13 protein-coding genes are annotated in these 16,588 nt (G+C 73.4%); 8 read left to right on the forward strand and 5 right to left on the reverse strand.

Annotation, left to right across the window (positions count from 1 at the left end):
- Window positions 1-14: 14 nt before the first annotated feature.
- Window positions 15-2,360, reverse strand: coding sequence for a chitinase C-terminal domain-containing protein (locus tag ACF089_RS07310; protein ID WP_392023020.1), 2,346 nt, complete (start codon window positions 2,358-2,360; stop codon window positions 15-17).
- Window positions 2,361-2,689: 329 nt separating this feature from the next.
- On the opposite strand from ACF089_RS07310, the gene ACF089_RS07315 reads away from it, so the two are divergent.
- The 3 genes from ACF089_RS07315 (at window position 2,690) to ACF089_RS07325 (ending at window position 6,508) form a co-directional block, all read left to right on the forward strand.
- Window positions 2,690-4,987 carry an ATP-binding cassette domain-containing protein gene (locus ACF089_RS07315; protein WP_392023023.1) on the forward strand — a complete coding sequence of 766 codons (2,298 nt, stop codon included), beginning with the start codon at window positions 2,690-2,692 and terminating at the stop codon, window positions 4,985-4,987.
- A 310-nt stretch (window positions 4,988-5,297) separates the two neighbouring features.
- Window positions 5,298-5,645, forward strand: a complete 348-nt coding sequence (locus ACF089_RS07320) for a hypothetical protein (RefSeq protein WP_392023026.1) — start codon at window positions 5,298-5,300, stop codon at window positions 5,643-5,645.
- Between the two features lie 77 nt (window positions 5,646-5,722).
- The gene (locus ACF089_RS07325) at window positions 5,723-6,508 is read left to right on the forward strand and encodes a hypothetical protein (RefSeq protein WP_392023029.1); all 786 of its coding nucleotides are present in this window, start codon (window positions 5,723-5,725) and stop codon (window positions 6,506-6,508) included.
- 150 nt (window positions 6,509-6,658) lie between these two features.
- On the opposite strand, the gene ACF089_RS07330 is transcribed toward ACF089_RS07325, so the two are convergent.
- Window positions 6,659-7,444: a GntR family transcriptional regulator gene (locus ACF089_RS07330; RefSeq protein WP_392023032.1), complete on the reverse strand. Its 786-nt coding sequence runs from the start codon at window positions 7,442-7,444 to the stop codon at window positions 6,659-6,661.
- A gap of 355 nt (window positions 7,445-7,799) precedes the next feature.
- Between ACF089_RS07330 and ACF089_RS07335 the strand changes: the two genes are divergently transcribed.
- A complete protein-coding gene (locus tag ACF089_RS07335; protein WP_392023035.1) occupies window positions 7,800-8,972 on the forward strand; it encodes an acyl-CoA dehydrogenase family protein in 1,173 nt (390 codons plus the stop codon).
- A 15-nt stretch (window positions 8,973-8,987) separates the two neighbouring features.
- Here the strand turns inward: ACF089_RS07335 and ACF089_RS07340 are convergent, their stop codons facing one another.
- Both ACF089_RS07340 and ACF089_RS07345 read right to left on the reverse strand, forming a co-directional pair.
- On the reverse strand, window positions 8,988-9,485 hold the full coding sequence (locus ACF089_RS07340) for a hypothetical protein (RefSeq protein WP_392023037.1): 498 nt from the start codon (window positions 9,483-9,485) through the stop codon (window positions 8,988-8,990).
- Window positions 9,486-9,615: 130 nt separating this feature from the next.
- Window positions 9,616-10,191 carry a TetR/AcrR family transcriptional regulator gene (locus ACF089_RS07345; protein WP_392023039.1) on the reverse strand — a complete coding sequence of 192 codons (576 nt, stop codon included), beginning with the start codon at window positions 10,189-10,191 and terminating at the stop codon, window positions 9,616-9,618.
- A gap of 154 nt (window positions 10,192-10,345) precedes the next feature.
- Here ACF089_RS07345 and ACF089_RS07350 point away from each other — a divergent pair, with 154 nt between their 5' ends.
- A complete protein-coding gene (locus ACF089_RS07350) occupies window positions 10,346-12,805 on the forward strand; it encodes a beta-glucosidase (RefSeq protein WP_392023041.1) in 2,460 nt (819 codons plus the stop codon).
- Between the two features lie 48 nt (window positions 12,806-12,853).
- On the opposite strand, the gene ACF089_RS07355 is transcribed toward ACF089_RS07350, so the two are convergent.
- Entirely contained in the window at window positions 12,854-13,837 is a 984-nt protein-coding gene (locus ACF089_RS07355; RefSeq protein WP_392023043.1) for a GlxA family transcriptional regulator, read from the reverse strand.
- A 131-nt stretch (window positions 13,838-13,968) separates the two neighbouring features.
- Between ACF089_RS07355 and ACF089_RS07360 the strand changes: the two genes are divergently transcribed.
- The 3 genes from ACF089_RS07360 to ACF089_RS07370 all read left to right on the forward strand — a co-directional run bounded on the left by ACF089_RS07360 (window position 13,969) and on the right by ACF089_RS07370 (window position 16,579).
- Entirely contained in the window at window positions 13,969-14,901 is a 933-nt protein-coding gene (locus tag ACF089_RS07360) for an NAD(P)-dependent oxidoreductase (protein WP_392023044.1), read from the forward strand.
- A complete protein-coding gene (locus ACF089_RS07365; protein ID WP_392023046.1) occupies window positions 14,898-15,704 on the forward strand; it encodes a hypothetical protein in 807 nt (268 codons plus the stop codon). Before ACF089_RS07360 ends, ACF089_RS07365 begins: the two co-directional genes overlap by 4 nt.
- 107 nt (window positions 15,705-15,811) lie before the next feature.
- Complete coding sequence (locus ACF089_RS07370) at window positions 15,812-16,579, forward strand: SAM-dependent methyltransferase (RefSeq protein ID WP_392023419.1); 768 nt, start codon at window positions 15,812-15,814, stop codon at window positions 16,577-16,579.
- Window positions 16,580-16,588: the final 9 nt, after the last annotated feature.

The following is a 16,588-nucleotide window of genomic DNA, read 5'->3' on the forward strand; positions in this document are numbered from 1 at the left end:
TGCGAGGGGCCGGATCAGCAGGCGCCCAGGTCCTGCCAGACGCCCCACTGGCCGGTGGTGCCGGGCTCGTCGCCCTTCGTCCACCACTTGGCCTTGTAGTTGCGCGACTTGTGGGAGACGGTCACATTGGTGCCGTACTCGCCCGTCGCGGTCCACGCCGGAGCGGTGCAGGCGCCGCCCGGACCGCCGGGGCCGCCCGAGTCACCGCTCGGCTCGACGATCTTCACACCGCGCGCCAGGTCGCCGGCGACCGCGTACGACTTGCCGCCGAAGGTGACCGTCCAGTTGGACGGGGTCGAGGTCGGCGAGTAGTAGACGAAGTCCAGCTCGACGGAGGCGCCGGGGGCCAGCGTCTGCCAGGCCGGGAGCTTCAGCGAGACCCGGTGGAAGTCGCCCTTGAGGCCGCCGATGTTGTTGTTGCCGGTGTGGTCGCTGCGGATGACCGTGGCGCCGAAGCCGGACTGGTCCTTGGCGTTGCCGGGAGCGGAGGTCGCGTAGTCGAACTGGAACTCCGTGGAACCGGGCAGGGTCGCCTTGGTGTTGTTGGTGATCTTCAGCTTGGGGCTGATCGGGTAGTTCGAGTCGCCCAGGGCGAACTGCCCCAGCTCGACGTCCACCTTGATCGCCTCGGTCGGCAGCGCGATGCCCGACTTCTTGTTGCCGTACGGGGTGGCGGTCTTGTACTTCTGGTACATCAGGTCGGTGAGCGTGTCACCGGGCTCGTACTGGCCCTTGGCGGCGTTCCAGCTGTAGTCGCCCGCCAGCTCCCAGATCATCGTGCCGCCGATGCCCTTGTCCACCACGTAGTCGGCCTTGACGCCGATGGACTGCTCGTCCTCGGTGGAGAGGAAGACCTTCTTCTGCGCGTTCCACAGCCACGGCGCGACCAGCGTCGAGTCGTACTTGCGGACGTAGGAGCCGGTCAGCTTGGTGTCGGCGGGGATGCCGAACTTGGTGACGTAGTCGCCGACGATCCCCTTCTCCAGGTTCTTCGCGTGCCACATCGGGTTGAAGCCCGCCGGGGCCTCCTTGCCCGTGGTGTCCTTCTCGTGCCAGACGTTGTCGATGCCGACCGCGCCGTCACCGCACTTCGTCAGGTTCTGTCCGGCCGGGCAGGTGGTCGAGGCCGCCTTGCCCCACAGACCGTCGGTGCCGCCCTGGACGTTCTTCCAGCCGCGCGAGTAGTACGGCAGGCCGACGTTGATACGGCCGGAGGGCATCGAACCGCGGAAGTAGTGGTACGCCCAGTCGGTGTTGAGGTAGCCGATTCCGCCGTACTGGGCGGTGGAGTACACGCCCGCCCCGGCCAGCTCGGAGTCCTTGCCGTCGTCGAAGAGGGCGGCGTTCGGCCCGACGTGCTCGTTCCAGGTGCCGTGCAGGTCGTACGACATGATGTTGACGTAGTCCAGGTACTTCTGGACCTGGAAGGTCTCCATGCCGCGCAGCAGATAGCCGGAGGACGGGGCGGCCACGGTCAGCAGGTAGTGCTTGCCGTCGGCGGCGCTCGCGCGGTCCAGCTTCTCGCGCAGGGTCTTCATCAGCACGGCGTAGCTCTTGACCAGACCGGCGCGGCGCCCGTTGGCGAGCTGCCAGTCCAGCGGATTGCCGGCGTCCTTCATCGTCGTGGGGTACTCGTAGTCGATGTCGACGCCGCTGAAGCCGTACTTCTTGATGAACGCCACGGCCGAGTCGGCGAAGGTGTCGATGCCGGCCTGGTTCACCGAGCCGTCGGCGTTCGTGGTCATCGAGTAGAAGCCGCCCGAGTTCACCCGGTTGCCGGCGTCGTCGTTGTAACCGCCGGTGTCCGACCAGCCGCCGACCGAGATCAGCGTCTTGACGTCAGGGTGCTGCTTCTTGAACTTCGTCAGCTGGTTGAAGTGACCCTTGTACGGCAGCGACGGGTCCATCTCCGCGCCCGGCACGCCGGGGAAGGTCATCCCGGTGTTGGGGTTGTCCGGGCCGTCCGTGCCAACGGTGATCCTGTTGGCGGAGTCGACCGCCGCGAAGGCGTAGTTGATGTGCGTGATCTTGTTCCAAGGAATGTCGGAGGCCAGGTACGCTGGCCTGCCGTCCTTGCCGGTACGCCAGTTGGCGAAGTAGCCGATGATACGGCGCTGATGGTCCGCGCCCATCTTCTCGCGGCCCTCGGCGTCGTAGACCGAGCAGTACGGGACGTCGACGCCCGGAGTGGTGTACAGGCCGTCGGGCCGACACGACTCGTGGGGAGTCGTCGGCGCGGCCGGCGCCGCGGGGGCGGGAGCCGCCTGTGCGACGCCGGGCGAGAGCGCGCCGGCCAGCAGCGCGGCGACGGCCGCGCCCGCTGAGAGCAGCGATGCCCGTGTACGGGTGGGGGACAGCACGGTCGGATCCTCCTGGTGGGGGGCCCGTCGCCCCGAAAGGGGCGCGGGGGGCGATCGGCCTTGCTCAACATGTGTGGGGGTGAAGCGTGTTGGATTCCGGGTGTGCGCACGCCCGGAACCGGATCCGCGGAGGTGACGCAGAGATTAAAAGGACTAGACCAGCACGTCAATAGGTCTGGACCATTTCCCCCCGAGGGGGAGGGCGGCCGGGCCGGGCGGGAACGGCGGCCGGCGGATCGGCCCAGGTCGCGCCGCACGTCGCACCTGCCCCGCCCCGAGCGCCCGAGGAACAGCACGACCAGCGGGAACTAATGAAAAAGGATATTCGAATGACCTCTGTCGAACCTGACCAGCAGTCGACCGCGGCGGACGGCCACACCGTGATCGAGGTCCGGGGAGCCCGCGAGAACAATCTCCGGAACGTCGATGTCGACCTGCCCAAACGCCGTCTCACGGTCTTCACCGGAGTCTCCGGCTCCGGCAAGTCGAGCCTGGTCTTCGGGACCGTCGCCGCCGAGTCCCAACGGCTGATCAACGAGACCTACACCGCCTTCATCCAGTCCTTCATGCCCAGCCTGGGCCGCCCCGACGTCGACAAACTCCACAATCTGAGCGCCGCGATCGTCGTCGACCAGGAGCGGATGGGCGCCAACTCCCGCTCCACGGTCGGCACCGCGACCGACGCCTACACCATGCTGAGGATCATCTTCAGCCGGCTGGGAACCCCGCACATCGGCACCTCGGGAGCCTTCAGCTTCAATGTGCCCGAGGGCATGTGCCCCCACTGCGAGGGCCTCGGCCAGGTCTCCGAGATCGACGTCGACCGGCTGGTGGACCGGGACAAGTCGCTGAACGAGGGCGCGATCGTCGTCCCCGGTTACGCGGTGGACTCCTGGCCCTGGTCGGTCATGGCCGGCTCCGGCTTCTACGACCCCGACCGCAGGCTCGGGGACTTCACCGACCAGGAGTGGGACGACTTCCTCCACAAGGCCCCGGTCAAGGTCAGGGTCGGCAGCAACAACCTCACCTACGAAGGGCTCGTCGCCAAGCTCCGCCGCACCTGGCTCGTCAAGGACCGCGAGGCGCTCCAGCCGCACATCCGGGCCTTCGTCGACCGCGCCGTCGTCTTCACCCGCTGCCCCGAGTGCGAGGGCACCCGGCTCACCCGAGCCGCCCTCTCCTCCCGCATCGACGGCGTCAACATCGCCGAGTGCTCGGCCATGCAGATCAGCGACCTGGCCGCCTTCATACGCGCGATCGACGACCCCGCGGTCGGCCCGCTCCTCGACAGCCTCCGCCACCTCCTGGAGTCCCTGGTCGAGATCGGGCTCGGCTACCTCAGCCTCGACCGGCCCGCCTCCACCCTCTCCGGCGGCGAGGCCCAGCGCGTGAAGATGGTGCGGCACCTGGGCTCCAGCCTCACCGATGTGACCTACATCTTCGACGAGCCCACCATCGGTCTGCACCCGCACGACATCCAGCGCATGAACGAACTGCTGCTCCTGCTGCGGGACAAGGGCAACACCGTGCTCGTGGTCGAGCACAAGCCCGAGGTGATCGCCATCGCCGACCATGTGGTCGACCTCGGTCCCGGCGCGGGCGAGAACGGCGGCGAGATCTGCTTCAGCGGGGACGTCGCCGGGCTCCGCGCCTCCGGCACGCTCACCGGACGCCATCTGGAGCACCGGGCCCGGCTGCGCGAGCGGGTGCGCAGCCCCCGGGGCCAGCTCTCCATCAAGGACGCCGATCTGCACAACCTCAAGGACGTCAGCGTCGACATCCCCGTCGGAGTGCTCACGGTGGTCACCGGAGTCGCCGGTTCCGGCAAGAGTTCGCTGATCCACGGCCATCTCGCCGACCGCGAGGGCGTGGTCGTCGCCGACCAGTCCCCGATCCGGGGCTCCCGCCGCTCCAACCCGGCCACCTACACCGGGCTGCTCAATCCGATCCGCACCGCCTTCGCCAAGGCCAACGGCGTCAAGGCCGCGCTCTTCAGCGCCAACTCCGAGGGCGCCTGCCCCCACTGCAACGGGATCGGGCTCGTCTACACCGACCTCGCGATGATGGCCGGGGTGGCCTCGCGGTGCGAGCGGTGCGAGGGCAAGCGGTTCACGCCCGAGGTGCTCACCCATCTGCTGCGCGGCAAGAACATCAGCGAGGTCCTGGGGATGTCGGTCGCCGAGGCGTACGACTTCTTCCCCACCGGCCAGGCGCACACCATCCTCGCCCGGCTCGCCGACGTCGGGCTCGGCTACCTCCGGCTGGGCCAGCCGCTGAACACCCTCTCCGGCGGCGAGCGCCAGCGGCTGAAGCTCGCCATCCACATGGCCGAGAAGTCCTCGACCTACATTCTCGACGAGCCGACCACCGGACTGCACATGGCCGATGTGGACAAGCTGCTCGCGCTGCTGGACCGGATGGTGGACGAGGGCAACACGGTCGTCGTCATCGAGCACCACCAGGCCGTGATGGCGCACGCGGACTGGCTGATCGACCTGGGCCCGGGCGGCGGCCACGACGGCGGCCGGGTGGTCTTCACCGGCACGCCCGCCGAACTGGTCTCCTCCGGCGAGACGCTGACGGCCCGGCATCTGCGCGCGTACGTGGGACAGGAGGGCGACGGCTGAGCCACGCGCGTCCCGGGTCCGGCGGCCGGCCGCCGGACCCGGGGGGCCGGGGGAGCCGTCGTGCCCGGCCCGGGCGGGGCTCGCGGCCCGGGCGGGGGCGGGCCTGGGTGGGCGAGGCGGGTGCGTGTGATGGGGGACGGGCGGGAGCGGGTCGGGCCGGGCCCGGACGGGCGAGTCGGGCCCGGGTGGGCCGGGACAGGCGTAAACCACGCTTTCCGGTGACTGTGCAGAATCGTTTGACCGCACAGGGTGACGACTACGCTGAGATCGATCCCGCCACCTCGGCACCACCCGCCCCGAAAGTGAGCCCATGCGCCGTCGTACCGCCGCCGCCGGAGTCCTCGTCTCCCTCGTCCTCCTGCTCTCCCAGCCCGGCACGGCCGCCGCGGCGACGGGGGATTTCTCGTACGGATTCATCGGGCTGGACGGCCGTCCCCAGCGCGCCACGGTCCACGACCCGGCGAGCCGGGCGTGCGTCACCCTGCCCGAGGCCGCCGACCCGGACTCCTCCGCCCCCGCCTTCGCCCCGCACAACGAGACCGACTCCCTGGCGCTGGTGTACACCAACCCCGACTGCACCGGCGAGGTCTGGGCGCTGCGTCCGCACGGCGAGCGGGCGACCGACCGGCTGAAGCTCCGCTCCGTGCTGTTCTCCTGACCCCGGCCCCACGCCCGGGCCCCGCGCGCACGCGCGCCGCCCGGGCGACCGTGCCCCACCGACCGGAGGACGGCGCGATGCCGCGGCCCCTGCGATTCGAGCATCCCGCCGAAGCCCGACCCGGCCCCGAAGCCGCCGAACGGCCCGCCTCCGGGGGCCGCCGCGGCCCGGGCGCCGAGGCCCCCGACACCGCTCCGGAGGAGAACTGCCCCTGGACCGGCCGCTGGCGGATGGACCACGACGGCTGGCGCGGCGATCTGCTCGTCCGCCGCACCGCCGACCCGGACGCCGGACGGAGCGACCCCGTCGCCATCGGCGACTACTACCGGGGCGGACAGGGCTACCGGGTCCACGGCGTCACCACGCAGCACGGCTCGGGCCTGCACTTCTGGATCGCCGACCTGCCGGGCCCGGCCCCCGCCGGAACCGCCCGCGCGGGGCGGGAGTTCCGGGCCTATGTCTTCGCCGGCGACCCCGGCAGCGCCGCCGGGTGGACCACCTGGAACGGCATCCCGTTCGGCCTCGGCCTCAGCCGCTCGCCCCTCCCCGGCGAACCGGCCCAGGGCTTCACCGCCCCGGACTGGGCGGGCGTCTGGGAGATGAGCCACGACGGGGTGCGCGGCACGCTGGACATCGCCTCGGCCCACCCCTTCTCGGCCGCCTACACCACGGGCGACGGGCAGGTCCTCCCCGCCGTGGGCGGCCCGAACCGCAGCCGCCCGCACATCCTGGACCTCACCGTCCCGCTGCCCGGCCGCGCCCGGCGGTTCCGTCTTCTCGCGCACACCTGGGCGAAGGGCGTCTTCTCCGGCCACACCTCGGCGGACGGGCTCGACCTCGGGGTCCGGGGCCGCCGCCTCTGACCGCGCCCCGCCGTGCGCCCGGGGCCCGGCCCGGGCGCGCGACGGAGCCCGCGCCGGCGAGCGGCGCCGGCGTCGGTGTTCGACCCGTGCCCGGGCCGACGGCGACGACCGGGCCGCCCGTCGGCCCGTCCGTCGCCGCCTCGGTCCGCCTCAGTCCGCCCGGGACTCCCGCTCCGACCCGGCCGCGAGCCGCAGCGAGGCCACCCTGCGCCGTCCCGGAGTACGGGCCCCGGCGGCCTTGCCCCGCCGGTGTCCGGGCGGGGCCACCACATTGCCGGGCAGCCGCAGGGCCTCCAGCACCTCGTCCAGATGACGCCGCGTCTCCGCGCTCGCGGCCGCCCCGTCCCGCCCGGCGATCGCGTCCCGCACCAGCTGATGGGAGTCCCACCCCCGGGGCTCCGCCGTCATCATCACGGAGGCGAACGCCAGCATCGTGCGGTACTGGAGCGGCTCCAGCACCTCGATCAGCGTGGCGTGCCCGGACATCAGGGTCAGCGTCCGCAGAAAGGCGCGGTGCGCCCGGTTGGCCGCCGGACGGTTGCCGTTCCGCAGCGCCTCCCGTCCCTGGGCGAGCGAAGCGTCCAGCTCCCCGAGCCGCTCCGGGCCGTGCCGCGCGGCCGCCAGCTCCGCCGCCCACGGCTCCAGCCTGGCCCGCGCCTCCACGGTCTCGACGATCCGGTCCAGATCCTCCGGGCCCAGCCGGGGGATGAAGGCCCCCCGGTGCGGATGGAGTTCGACCAGCCCGCGCCCCGCCAGGCTGCGCAGCGCCTCACGGACCGGCAGCCGGGAGACGCCCAGGCTCTCCGCCACGGTCTCGGTGACGATATGGGCCCCCGGCTCCAGGCGCAGATCGAGGATCTCGGCGTTGAGCAGGTCGAAGACCCGCCGCTCGACCGTGGAGTTCTTGCCGGGCGGGTGAGGAGTGCGAGGCGGCATGGGCATCAGTATCCGTCACCCGCCGGGCCGGCCGCCGCACTCGCACCGGCGCGTACCGGGCCGCCCGGGGCCCCTGACGTCCGAAGCCCCCGGCCCTCCCGAGGGCCGTCCCGCTTGACGTGTGCGCAGAGATCGGATCCAATCTGTGTATGGGTACCCTTACCTTCACCGGGTCGAACCGGCCCGCCCGTTCCCCCGCGACGCCCCGCACCGGCCCCGGGCGCACCGCCCGGACCGCTGCCCGCGCCGCTCCTCGGACTACGGACCGCGCCGAGAGGACCGGCGCCGCCGCAGCGGAGCCCCGCCGCTCCCCGCACCCCCGACGCCACGACGACAGAACGGAGGCGGGCCCCCGATGACGTACACCTCCCACCAGCCCCGCACCGCGACCGCGCGACCGCCCGCCGACGGTCACCGACCGTCGCCGGGCCGCGCCGAGGCCGTCGCCGCCGCGCGCGCCCTCGTACCGCTGCTCGCCGAACGGGCCGGGGACGCCGAACGGAAGCGCGCCGTCCACGCCGACACCGTCCGGCTGCTCGACGAGGCCCGCCTCTTCGACGTACTGACCCCGCGCGCGTGGGGAGGGCTCGGCCTCGGCTTCGACACCGCCCTGCTCACCACCGCCGAGCTGTCCCGGGGCTGCGCCTCGACCGGCTGGCTGCGCGCCGTCCTCGGCGGCAACACCTGGGCCGTCGCCCAACTGCCGCAGCCGGCCCGGGCGGAGGTCCTCGCCGTGCCGGGGTCCCGGACGGCGCTCCAGCTGCGGGTCGCCGGACCGCCCGCGCGGCGGGTGGCCGAGGGATATCTCCTGCGTGATATGCGGGGCCGGTTCTGCAGCGGGATCGACCACGCGCGATGGATCCTCGCCGGGATCGCGGCCCCGCCGGAGCCCGGCGCGGACCCGGAGCCCCACGTCATGCTGATCCCGGTGGACGAGACCGCGCCGGTGGACGACTGGCACACCAGCGGACTGCGGGCCACCGGCAGCCGCTCCTTCACCGTCGCCGAGACCGTCGTCCCCGCCCACCGGGTCCTTCCGCTCGCCGGGCTCGACCCGGCCTGCTCCTCCGGGCACGACGGGCGCGATGGGCACGACCGGCCCGCGGGGCCCGCCTTCCGGATGGCGTTCACCGCGGTCGGCACCCTCCCGCTCGCGGGAGTCCTGCTCGGCTCGGCGCGGGCCGCGCTCGACGCCCTGGTGGAGCGCGGCCGGATCGCCGCGGGCGCGGACGTGCCCGCCCTGTACGCCCGGGCCGACGCCGCCGAGGCGCTGCTCCTCGCCGGACTGGACCGGCTCGCCTCCTCGGACACGCCCGGCGGGACCCCGCGCGAACGGGCCGGCGTCCGCCGTGACATCGCCTGGGCCGGGACCGACTGCCGGCGGATCGTCAACACCGTCTTCGAGGCGGCCGGATCAGGGGCGATCTACGACAGCGACCCGATGCAGCGGATCTGGCGCGACGCCAACGCGGCGGCCCAGCACCCCACCTTCGACCTCACCCGCTGGGGTCCGCCCTCATCGGCCTGAGCCGCCCCGGCGCGGCTACGCGGCGGCCCCGTCGGGCCGCCCCGAACCGACCATGAACCGCCACACCAGACCGTGGCCGAGCAGCACCAGGAGGCTCAGCAGAATCGCCTCGGCCTGGATCGGCCGCAGGCCCACCGCGCCGGACAGTTCGGGCGCCAGCCCCACGACGGCGATCAGGAGATAGACGACCGCCGCCCCCAGCTGGGGCAGGATCAGGGTGGAGGCGGCGGCGTCCCGTGAGCCCTGCCCCAGCAGCCGCAGGGTCGACAGGGCGCCGACGACGGAGATCACCACAAAGCTGGCCCGCCAGATGCCCGGTGTCTCGACGCCTCCCACCTGGGCGAAGAGACCCATCAGCGCGGGCAGCAGAAACGACAGATAGATCCCGCCGACGATCCGGCGCAGGGCGGGCGTCCGCATCCAGTCCGGATGGCTCTGCACCACGTTCCACCAGAGCCCGACCAGCGTGAAGCAGGTGGCCGAGAAGAGTGCGTAGAACGTGCTGACATCCACCGGGCCTCCTGCGTCGGGGCGCGCCGGCCGTGCTCCGCCGCCGCGCGCACCGAGCGTCCCACGCCGACGCGGTCGCGGTGGTGGACCGACACCCCGCGAGCCCCCGCGCCGCGCCGCGTCCCATCCGGTGTCAGCGGCGCGGCCCCAGCAGCGTCAGGAAGTCGCGGAACGCGGCCGGCATGTCGACCGCCTCCGGGTCCAGCAGCCACTGGTACTGCAGGCCGTCCATCACCGCCGTCAGCAGCGGGGCCGCCTGCTCGGGGGTGAGCCCGCCCGCCAGCTCCTCGCCGAACTCCGCGCGCAGCACGTCCGTCATGTGCGCGCGGACCTGGTCGTAGCGGCCGGTGAAGAAGTCGCGCGCGGGATGGTCCTCGGTCACGCTCTCGCCGAGCAGCGCCGAGAACGTCTGGACCACACCGCCGCGCATGGCGTTGTACTCGACGAGCGAGGCGAGCAGCTCCAGCCGCCAGGTGTCGGGGGAGCGGGCGGCCGCGGCGGCGGTGTCCCACTGGTCGCGCTCCTCCAGGACCGCCACCAGGAGCGCCTCCTTGGTGGGGAAGTAGTGCAGCAGGCCCTGCTGGGTGAGACCGACCCGCTCGGCCACCGCGCCCAGGGACGCGCCCCGGTAGCCGCGCTCGGCGATCACTTCGAGAGCGGCGCGAAGGATCTCCGCCCGCCGCTCCTGGCTCCTGGCCCTGGCCTTCACCCTCGGTCTGCCTTCCTCCTCGCGGCACTGCTGTCGAGAGGACCGTACGCCATCATTGTATAACGAAAAGATAACAATGCCTACCGATCTACAGGCATCGGGGTAAGCATGGTGACCACGACCGCTCTCCCTCCCTCCCGGAAGAGGTACGACCATGGCCGACGTCCCCGCACCCGACTACGCCGACGCCGTCGAGGCGGCCCTCGGCGCGCTCGAACTCGACGCCAAGACCCGGCTGCTGGCCGGACAGGACATGTGGTCGCTCCCCGCCCTTCCCGAGATCGGCCTCCGCTCCCTGGTCATGTCGGACGGCCCCATCGGCGTCCGGGGCGCCCGCTGGACCGCCGACGATCCCTCGATCGCCCTGCCCTCGCCCACCGCGCTCGCCGCCGCCTGGGACCCGGACCTGGCCCGCCGGGCCGGCCGGCTGCTCGCCCAGGAGGCCCGCCGCAAGGGCGTGCACGTCCTGCTCGCCCCCACCGTCAATCTGCACCGGTCGCCGCTCGGCGGCCGCCACTTCGAGTGTTACTCGGAGGATCCCTGTCTCACCGGCCGGATCGGCGCCGGCTATGTGCGCGGCGTCCAGGACGGCGGCGTCGGCACCACGGTCAAGCACTTCGTCGCCAACGACGCCGAGACCGACCGCCTCACCGTCGACAATCTGATCGCCCCGCGCGTCCTGCGCGAGCTGTATCTGGCCCCCTTCGAGGCCATCGTCGAAACCGCCCGCCCCTGGGGCGTCATGGCCGCCTACAACCAGGTCAACGGCTCCACCATGACCGAACACCGCCATCTCCAGAACGAGGTGCTGCGCGGCGAATGGGGCTTCGACGGATTCATCGTCTCCGACTGGCTGGCCGCCCGCTCCACCGCCGGAGCCCTCACCGGCGGACTCGACGTGGCCATGCCCGGCCCGCAGACCGTCTACGGCCCCGCGCTCGCCGCCGCCGTCCGCGCCGGGGAGATCCCGGAGTCCGCCGTCGACGCGGCGGTGCGCAGGGTGCTGCGCCTCGCCGCCCGGGTCGGGGCGCTCGACGGGGTGGGCCCGGCCGTTCCCGAACCGCCCGCCGGCATCGACGGCCAGGCGCTCGCCCGCGAGATCGCGCACCGCGGCTTCGTCCTCGTCCGCAACGAGACCGTCCCCGGCCGGGGCGCCGCCCTGCCCGTGGACCCCGCCCGGGTGCGGAGGATCGCCCTCATCGGCGCCGCCGCCCGCGACGCCCGGGTGCTCGGCGGCGGCTCGGCCACCGTCTTCCCCGAGCGGATCGTCTCCCCGCTGGACGGCCTCTCCGCCGCCCTGCCCGACTCCGCCCTCACCTACGCCGTCGGCGCCGACCCCAGCCCCGAACTCGTCCCCGCGGAGAAGGGCTTCACCCTCACCGCGCTCTGCCGCGACGCGAACGGCCGCGTCCTCGGCGAGGGCAGCCTGCCCGGCGGCCACATCCAGTGGCTCGGGACCGACCTCCCCGACGGCGTCACCCACGAGGCCCTGCACTCCGTCGAGGTCCGCGGCCGTCTCGTCCCCCGCGAGAGCGGCGAGCACCTCTTCGGCACCCGGGGACTCGGCTCCTTCCGGCTCACCGTCGACGGCGAGGTCCTCTGGGACGGCGCGCAGGCGCTGGAGGCCGGCTCCGATCCCTTCGGGGCGATCTTCGGCGCGCCCGCCGAGTGCGGCCGTGCCCGGCTGACCCGGGGCGAGCCGGTCGAGGTCTCCCTCCTGCACACCGTCGACCGCGCGGTGGGCGGCCCGCTGCCCGCGATCGTGTTCACCCTGCTCCACGGCGAGCCCCGGCGGGACGCCGACGAGCTGATCGCCGAGGCGGTCGAGGCGGCCCGCGCCGCCGACGCCGCCGTGGTCGTCGTCGCCACCACCGAACAGGTCGAGTCCGAGGGATTCGACCGCACCGACCTGCGGCTGCCGGGCCGCCAGGACGATCTGGTGCGCGCGGTCGCCGCCGTCAACCCGCACACCGTCGTGGTCGTCAACGCCGGATCGCCGGTGGAGCTGCCGTGGCGCGAGGACGTCGCCGCCGTACTGCTCGGCTGGTTCCCCGGCCAGGAGGGCGGGGCCGCCCTCGCCGACGTGCTGCTCGGCGCCCGGGAGCCCGGCGGCCGGCTCCCCACCAGCTGGCCCACGACCCTCGCCGACGCCCCCGTCACCGAGGTCGTCCCCACCGACGGCCGGCTGCCCTACACCGAGGGGCTGTTCATCGGCCACCGCGCCTACGACCGGGCCGGGATCACGCCCGCGTACGCCTTCGGCCACGGCCTCGGCTACACCGACTGGCGGTACGAGTCCCTGGACGCGGGCGCCGACGCCGTCACGGTGCGGATCCGCAACACCGGCGCCCGGACCGGACGCGAGGTCGTGCAGATCTATCTCGCCCCGCTCGACGCCGGCGAGATCGAGCGCCCGTCCCGATGGCTGGCGGGATTCGCCTCCGTCGAGGCCGCGCCGGGCGAGAGCGCCGAGGTCCGGATCGCGCTGCCGCGCCGCGCCTTCGAGACCTGGGACGAGGACGCGAACGCGTGGGCCCTGCGGACCGGTTCGTACGAGGTCCACGCCGCGCACGCGCTCGACGACTCCCGTCTGAGCGCCACCGTCGAGATCTGACCCCGCGCCGCTTCGCCCCCGGTCGCGGACCGGCCGGGGGCGGACCGGTCAGCGCCGGGGAAACGCCCGCCGGTACTCGCCGGGCGCGACCCCGATGTGCCGCAGGAAGTGGTGGCGGAGGTTGTTGGCGGTGCCCAGACCGCTCAGCTCAGCGACCTTCTCCACCGGCAGAGCGGTGGCCTCCAGCAGCGTCCGGGCCTGCCCCAGCCGCTGCTGGAGCAGCCACTGCAACGGCGTCGTCCCGGTGGCCGCGTGCAGCCGCCGGTAGAACGTCCGGGGGCTCATCGCGGCGCGCCGGGCCAGATCCTCCACGGTCAGCGGATCGGAGAGCCGCTCCCGGGCCCACTCCAGCACCGGCCCGAGCCCCTCGTCGTCCGACGCGGGCACGGGCGACTCGATGAACTGCGCCTGGCCGCCGGGCCGGTGGGCGGGCACCACCATCCGCCGCGCCAGCTGATTGGCGACCCGCGCGCCCAGGTCGCGGCGGACCAGATGGAGACAGAGGTCCAGCCCCGCGGTGAGACCCGCGCTGGTGAGGACGTCGCCGTCGTCCACATAGAGCACCGAGTCGTCGACCTCCACCTTCGGATAGCGCTCGGCCAGCTGCGCGGTGTGCATCCAGTGCGCGGTCGCCCGGCGGCCGTCGAGCAGCCCCGCCTCCGCGAGCGCGAACGCGCCGGTGCACAGCGACACCATCCGCGCCCCGGCGTCGTACGCCTCCCGCAGCGCCGTCACCAACTCCGGCGGTACGGGGGCGTCCTCCTCGACGCAGGCGTCGGGCACCGAGGTCACGATGACCGTGTCCGCGCCCGCGAGATCCGCCAGCCCGTGGGAGGTCCGCACCGCGAGACCGCCGGCGCCGCCCTCGCCCACCGACGCGCCGGTGCCGCAGAGCCGCAGGTCGTACCAGGGATCCGCGAGATCGGGCTGCGGCTTCCCGAAGACCGTGCACGGAATGCTCAACTCGTAGAGGTCCCACGAGGGGAACCCGATGTCGGAGGGGGTGACCACGGCGACGGAACCAGCGCTCATGCCCCGCAGACTATGGCAGGAATCTGGTGCTGGGTGTCACCGCTGTCACTGTTCCGCTCCGCCGCCCGCTGCGAGCGTGGTCCGTACGCGCATCGACCGCGCACGGACGCACCACGCACAAGGAGCACGAGATGAACACCGGCCTTCCCGCCGTCACCGTCATAGGACTGGGCTCGATGGGATCGGCGCTGGCCGCCGCCCTGCTCGACCGGGGGCACCCCACCACGGTGTGGAACCGCTCGCCCGAGCGGGCCCGGCCGGCGGCCGGCCTCGGCGCGACCGTGGCCGCCACCCCCGAGGAGGCGATCGCCGCCGCCTCCCTCGTCCTCGTCTGCGTCACCGACCACGACGCCCTGCACACCGCTCTCGACCCGGCGGCCGGGGCCCTGGCGGGACGGACCCTGGTCAACCTCACCTCAGGCAGCCCGGAACAGGCCGAGCAGGCCGAGGCCTGGGCCCGGGCGCACGGCGCGGGCTATCTCGACGGCGGGATCATGACGACCCCGCCCGGGGTGGGCGACCCCGCGACGACCATCCTCTACAGCGGCGCGCCCGAGGTCTTCGAGGCGCACCGGCGGACGCTGGCGGCCCTGGGCGACCCGGTGCACCTCGGCGCGGGCGCGGGCCTCGCCTCCCTCTACGACACCGCGCTGCTCGGGCTGATGTGGTCCACCATGACGGGCTGGCTGCACGGCGCCGCCCTGGTCGGAGCGGAGGGGGTGCGGGCCGCCGACTACACGCCCCTCGCGATCCGCTGGCTCGCCACCGTGAGCGGATTCCTCACCACCTACGCGGGCCAGGTGGACGACGGCCACTACCCCGGCGACGACGCCACCGTCGACATCCAGATCACCGCGATCGACCATCTCATCCACGCGGCGGCGGCCCGCGGCCTCGACAACCGCCTTCCGGAGCTGCTCCGGTCCACCATGGAACGGGCGAAGGCCGCGGGCCACGGTTCCGACAGCTACGCGAGCCTGATCGAGGTCCTCAAGGATCCCCGGCCCGCCGCCGCCTCCGTCGACGCCGCCCGCCCGACCGAGCCCGGCAAGGCCACCGCGTGACCGCCCCGACGACGCCCGCACCCGCCGCGCCGAGGCCCGCGCGTACGACACCGGCGCCCGCCGCGCCCACGGCATCCGCCGGCACGGCGCCGGCGGCCGCGATCACGACACCGGCACTCGCCCGTACGGCGCCGGCGGCCGCGATCGCGACACCCGCGCCCGCGCGCACCGGCCCGCCGTCCGCCGGGGACTCCTGGGCCGGACTGCTCTCGGACACGTCCGCCGCGTGCCTGGACGAACTGCGCGCGACGGCCGGCGAGGACTGGACCCGCCGCGCCGCCGGCCTCGATCTGAGCTGCCGGGAGACCCTGGACCATCTCGCCCTCGGTCTGGTCGGCTACGCGGGGCTGCTCGTCGCCCGCCCCGCCGACCGCTACATCACCCTCTTCGCCTCGCTGGATCCCGCGGCTCCCGTCGACACCTGTCTGGAAGGGCTCCACATCGCCTCCTCCCTCCTCGCCGCCACCGTCCGCTCCACCCCCGGGGACGTCCGGGCCTGGCACCCCTGGGGCCGCTCCGACGCCACCGGCTTCGCCGCGATGGGCATCGCCGAACTCGTCCTCCACACCTACGACATCACCCGGGGACTCGGCCGGTCCCGGCCCCCGTCCGAGGGCCCGGCCGCCGCCGTGCTGGCCCGGCTCTTCCCCGGCGCCCCGGCCGGACACCCCGCCCCCGACACCCTGCTCTGGTGCACCGGCCGCGCCGCGCTGCCCGGTCTGCCCCGGCTCGGGACCTGGCAGTGGGACGGCGCCGTGCGCGCGGACCGCCCCCTTCCGCCCGTGTCCCGTTCGGCCCGGTAGAGGAGGAAGGGCGACCCGGACGGCGCGATACGGGGATACTGGCCCCACTCGATCAGGAGGACGACCGCGTGAGCGCCGAAACACCGGGCAAGGGGCAGGGAACGACGATGGACACCTCACGGCCGCACTCGGCCAGAATCTGGAACTACTGGCTGGGCGGCAAGGACAACTACGCCGTCGACCAGGAGGTCGGGGACGCGTTCCGCGCGCAGTTCCCCGGGGTGGTCGATCTCGCCCGGGACTCCCGGGCCTTCCTCGCCCGGGCCGTGGAGCACCTGGCCGGCGAGGTGGGCATCCGGCAGTTCCTGGACATAGGCACCGGCCTGCCCACCGCGAACAACACCCATCAGATCGCCCAGCGGGTCGCCCCCTCCTCCCGCGTGGTCTACGTGGACAACGACCCGCTGGTGCTGGCCCACGCCCGCGCCCTCCTGGTCGGCACCCCGGAGGGCGTCACCGACTACATCGACGCCGACCTCCACGATCCGGAGACCATCGTCCGGCGGGCCGCGCGGTCGCTGGACCTCACCCGGCCCGTGGCGCTCACCATGATGCAGGTGGTGGGTCATGTCGCGGAGTACGCGGCGGCCCGCTCCATCGTGGACCGTCTGATGAGCGCCCTGCCGCCCGGCAGCCATCTGGTGTTCAACGACAGCGTCGACACCAACGAGGGCAACGCCGAGGCCACCCGCCGCTACAACGAGAGCGGCGCCGCGCCCTACCACCTCCGCAGCCACGAGGACATCGCCGGATTCTTCGACGGTCTGACGCTGCTGGAGCCCGGCGTGGTGCCGCTGGCCCGCTGGCGGCCGGATCCCGGCGCCGGGCCCGAGGGCGAGGTCATCGCCCTCGGCGGCGTCGGCCGCAAGGACTGAGCGCCCGGA

Origin of the sequence: Streptomyces sp. NPDC014894, assembly GCF_043080985.1 — a bacterium.
In the GTDB taxonomy this organism is placed as follows: domain Bacteria; phylum Actinomycetota; class Actinomycetes; order Streptomycetales; family Streptomycetaceae; genus Streptomyces.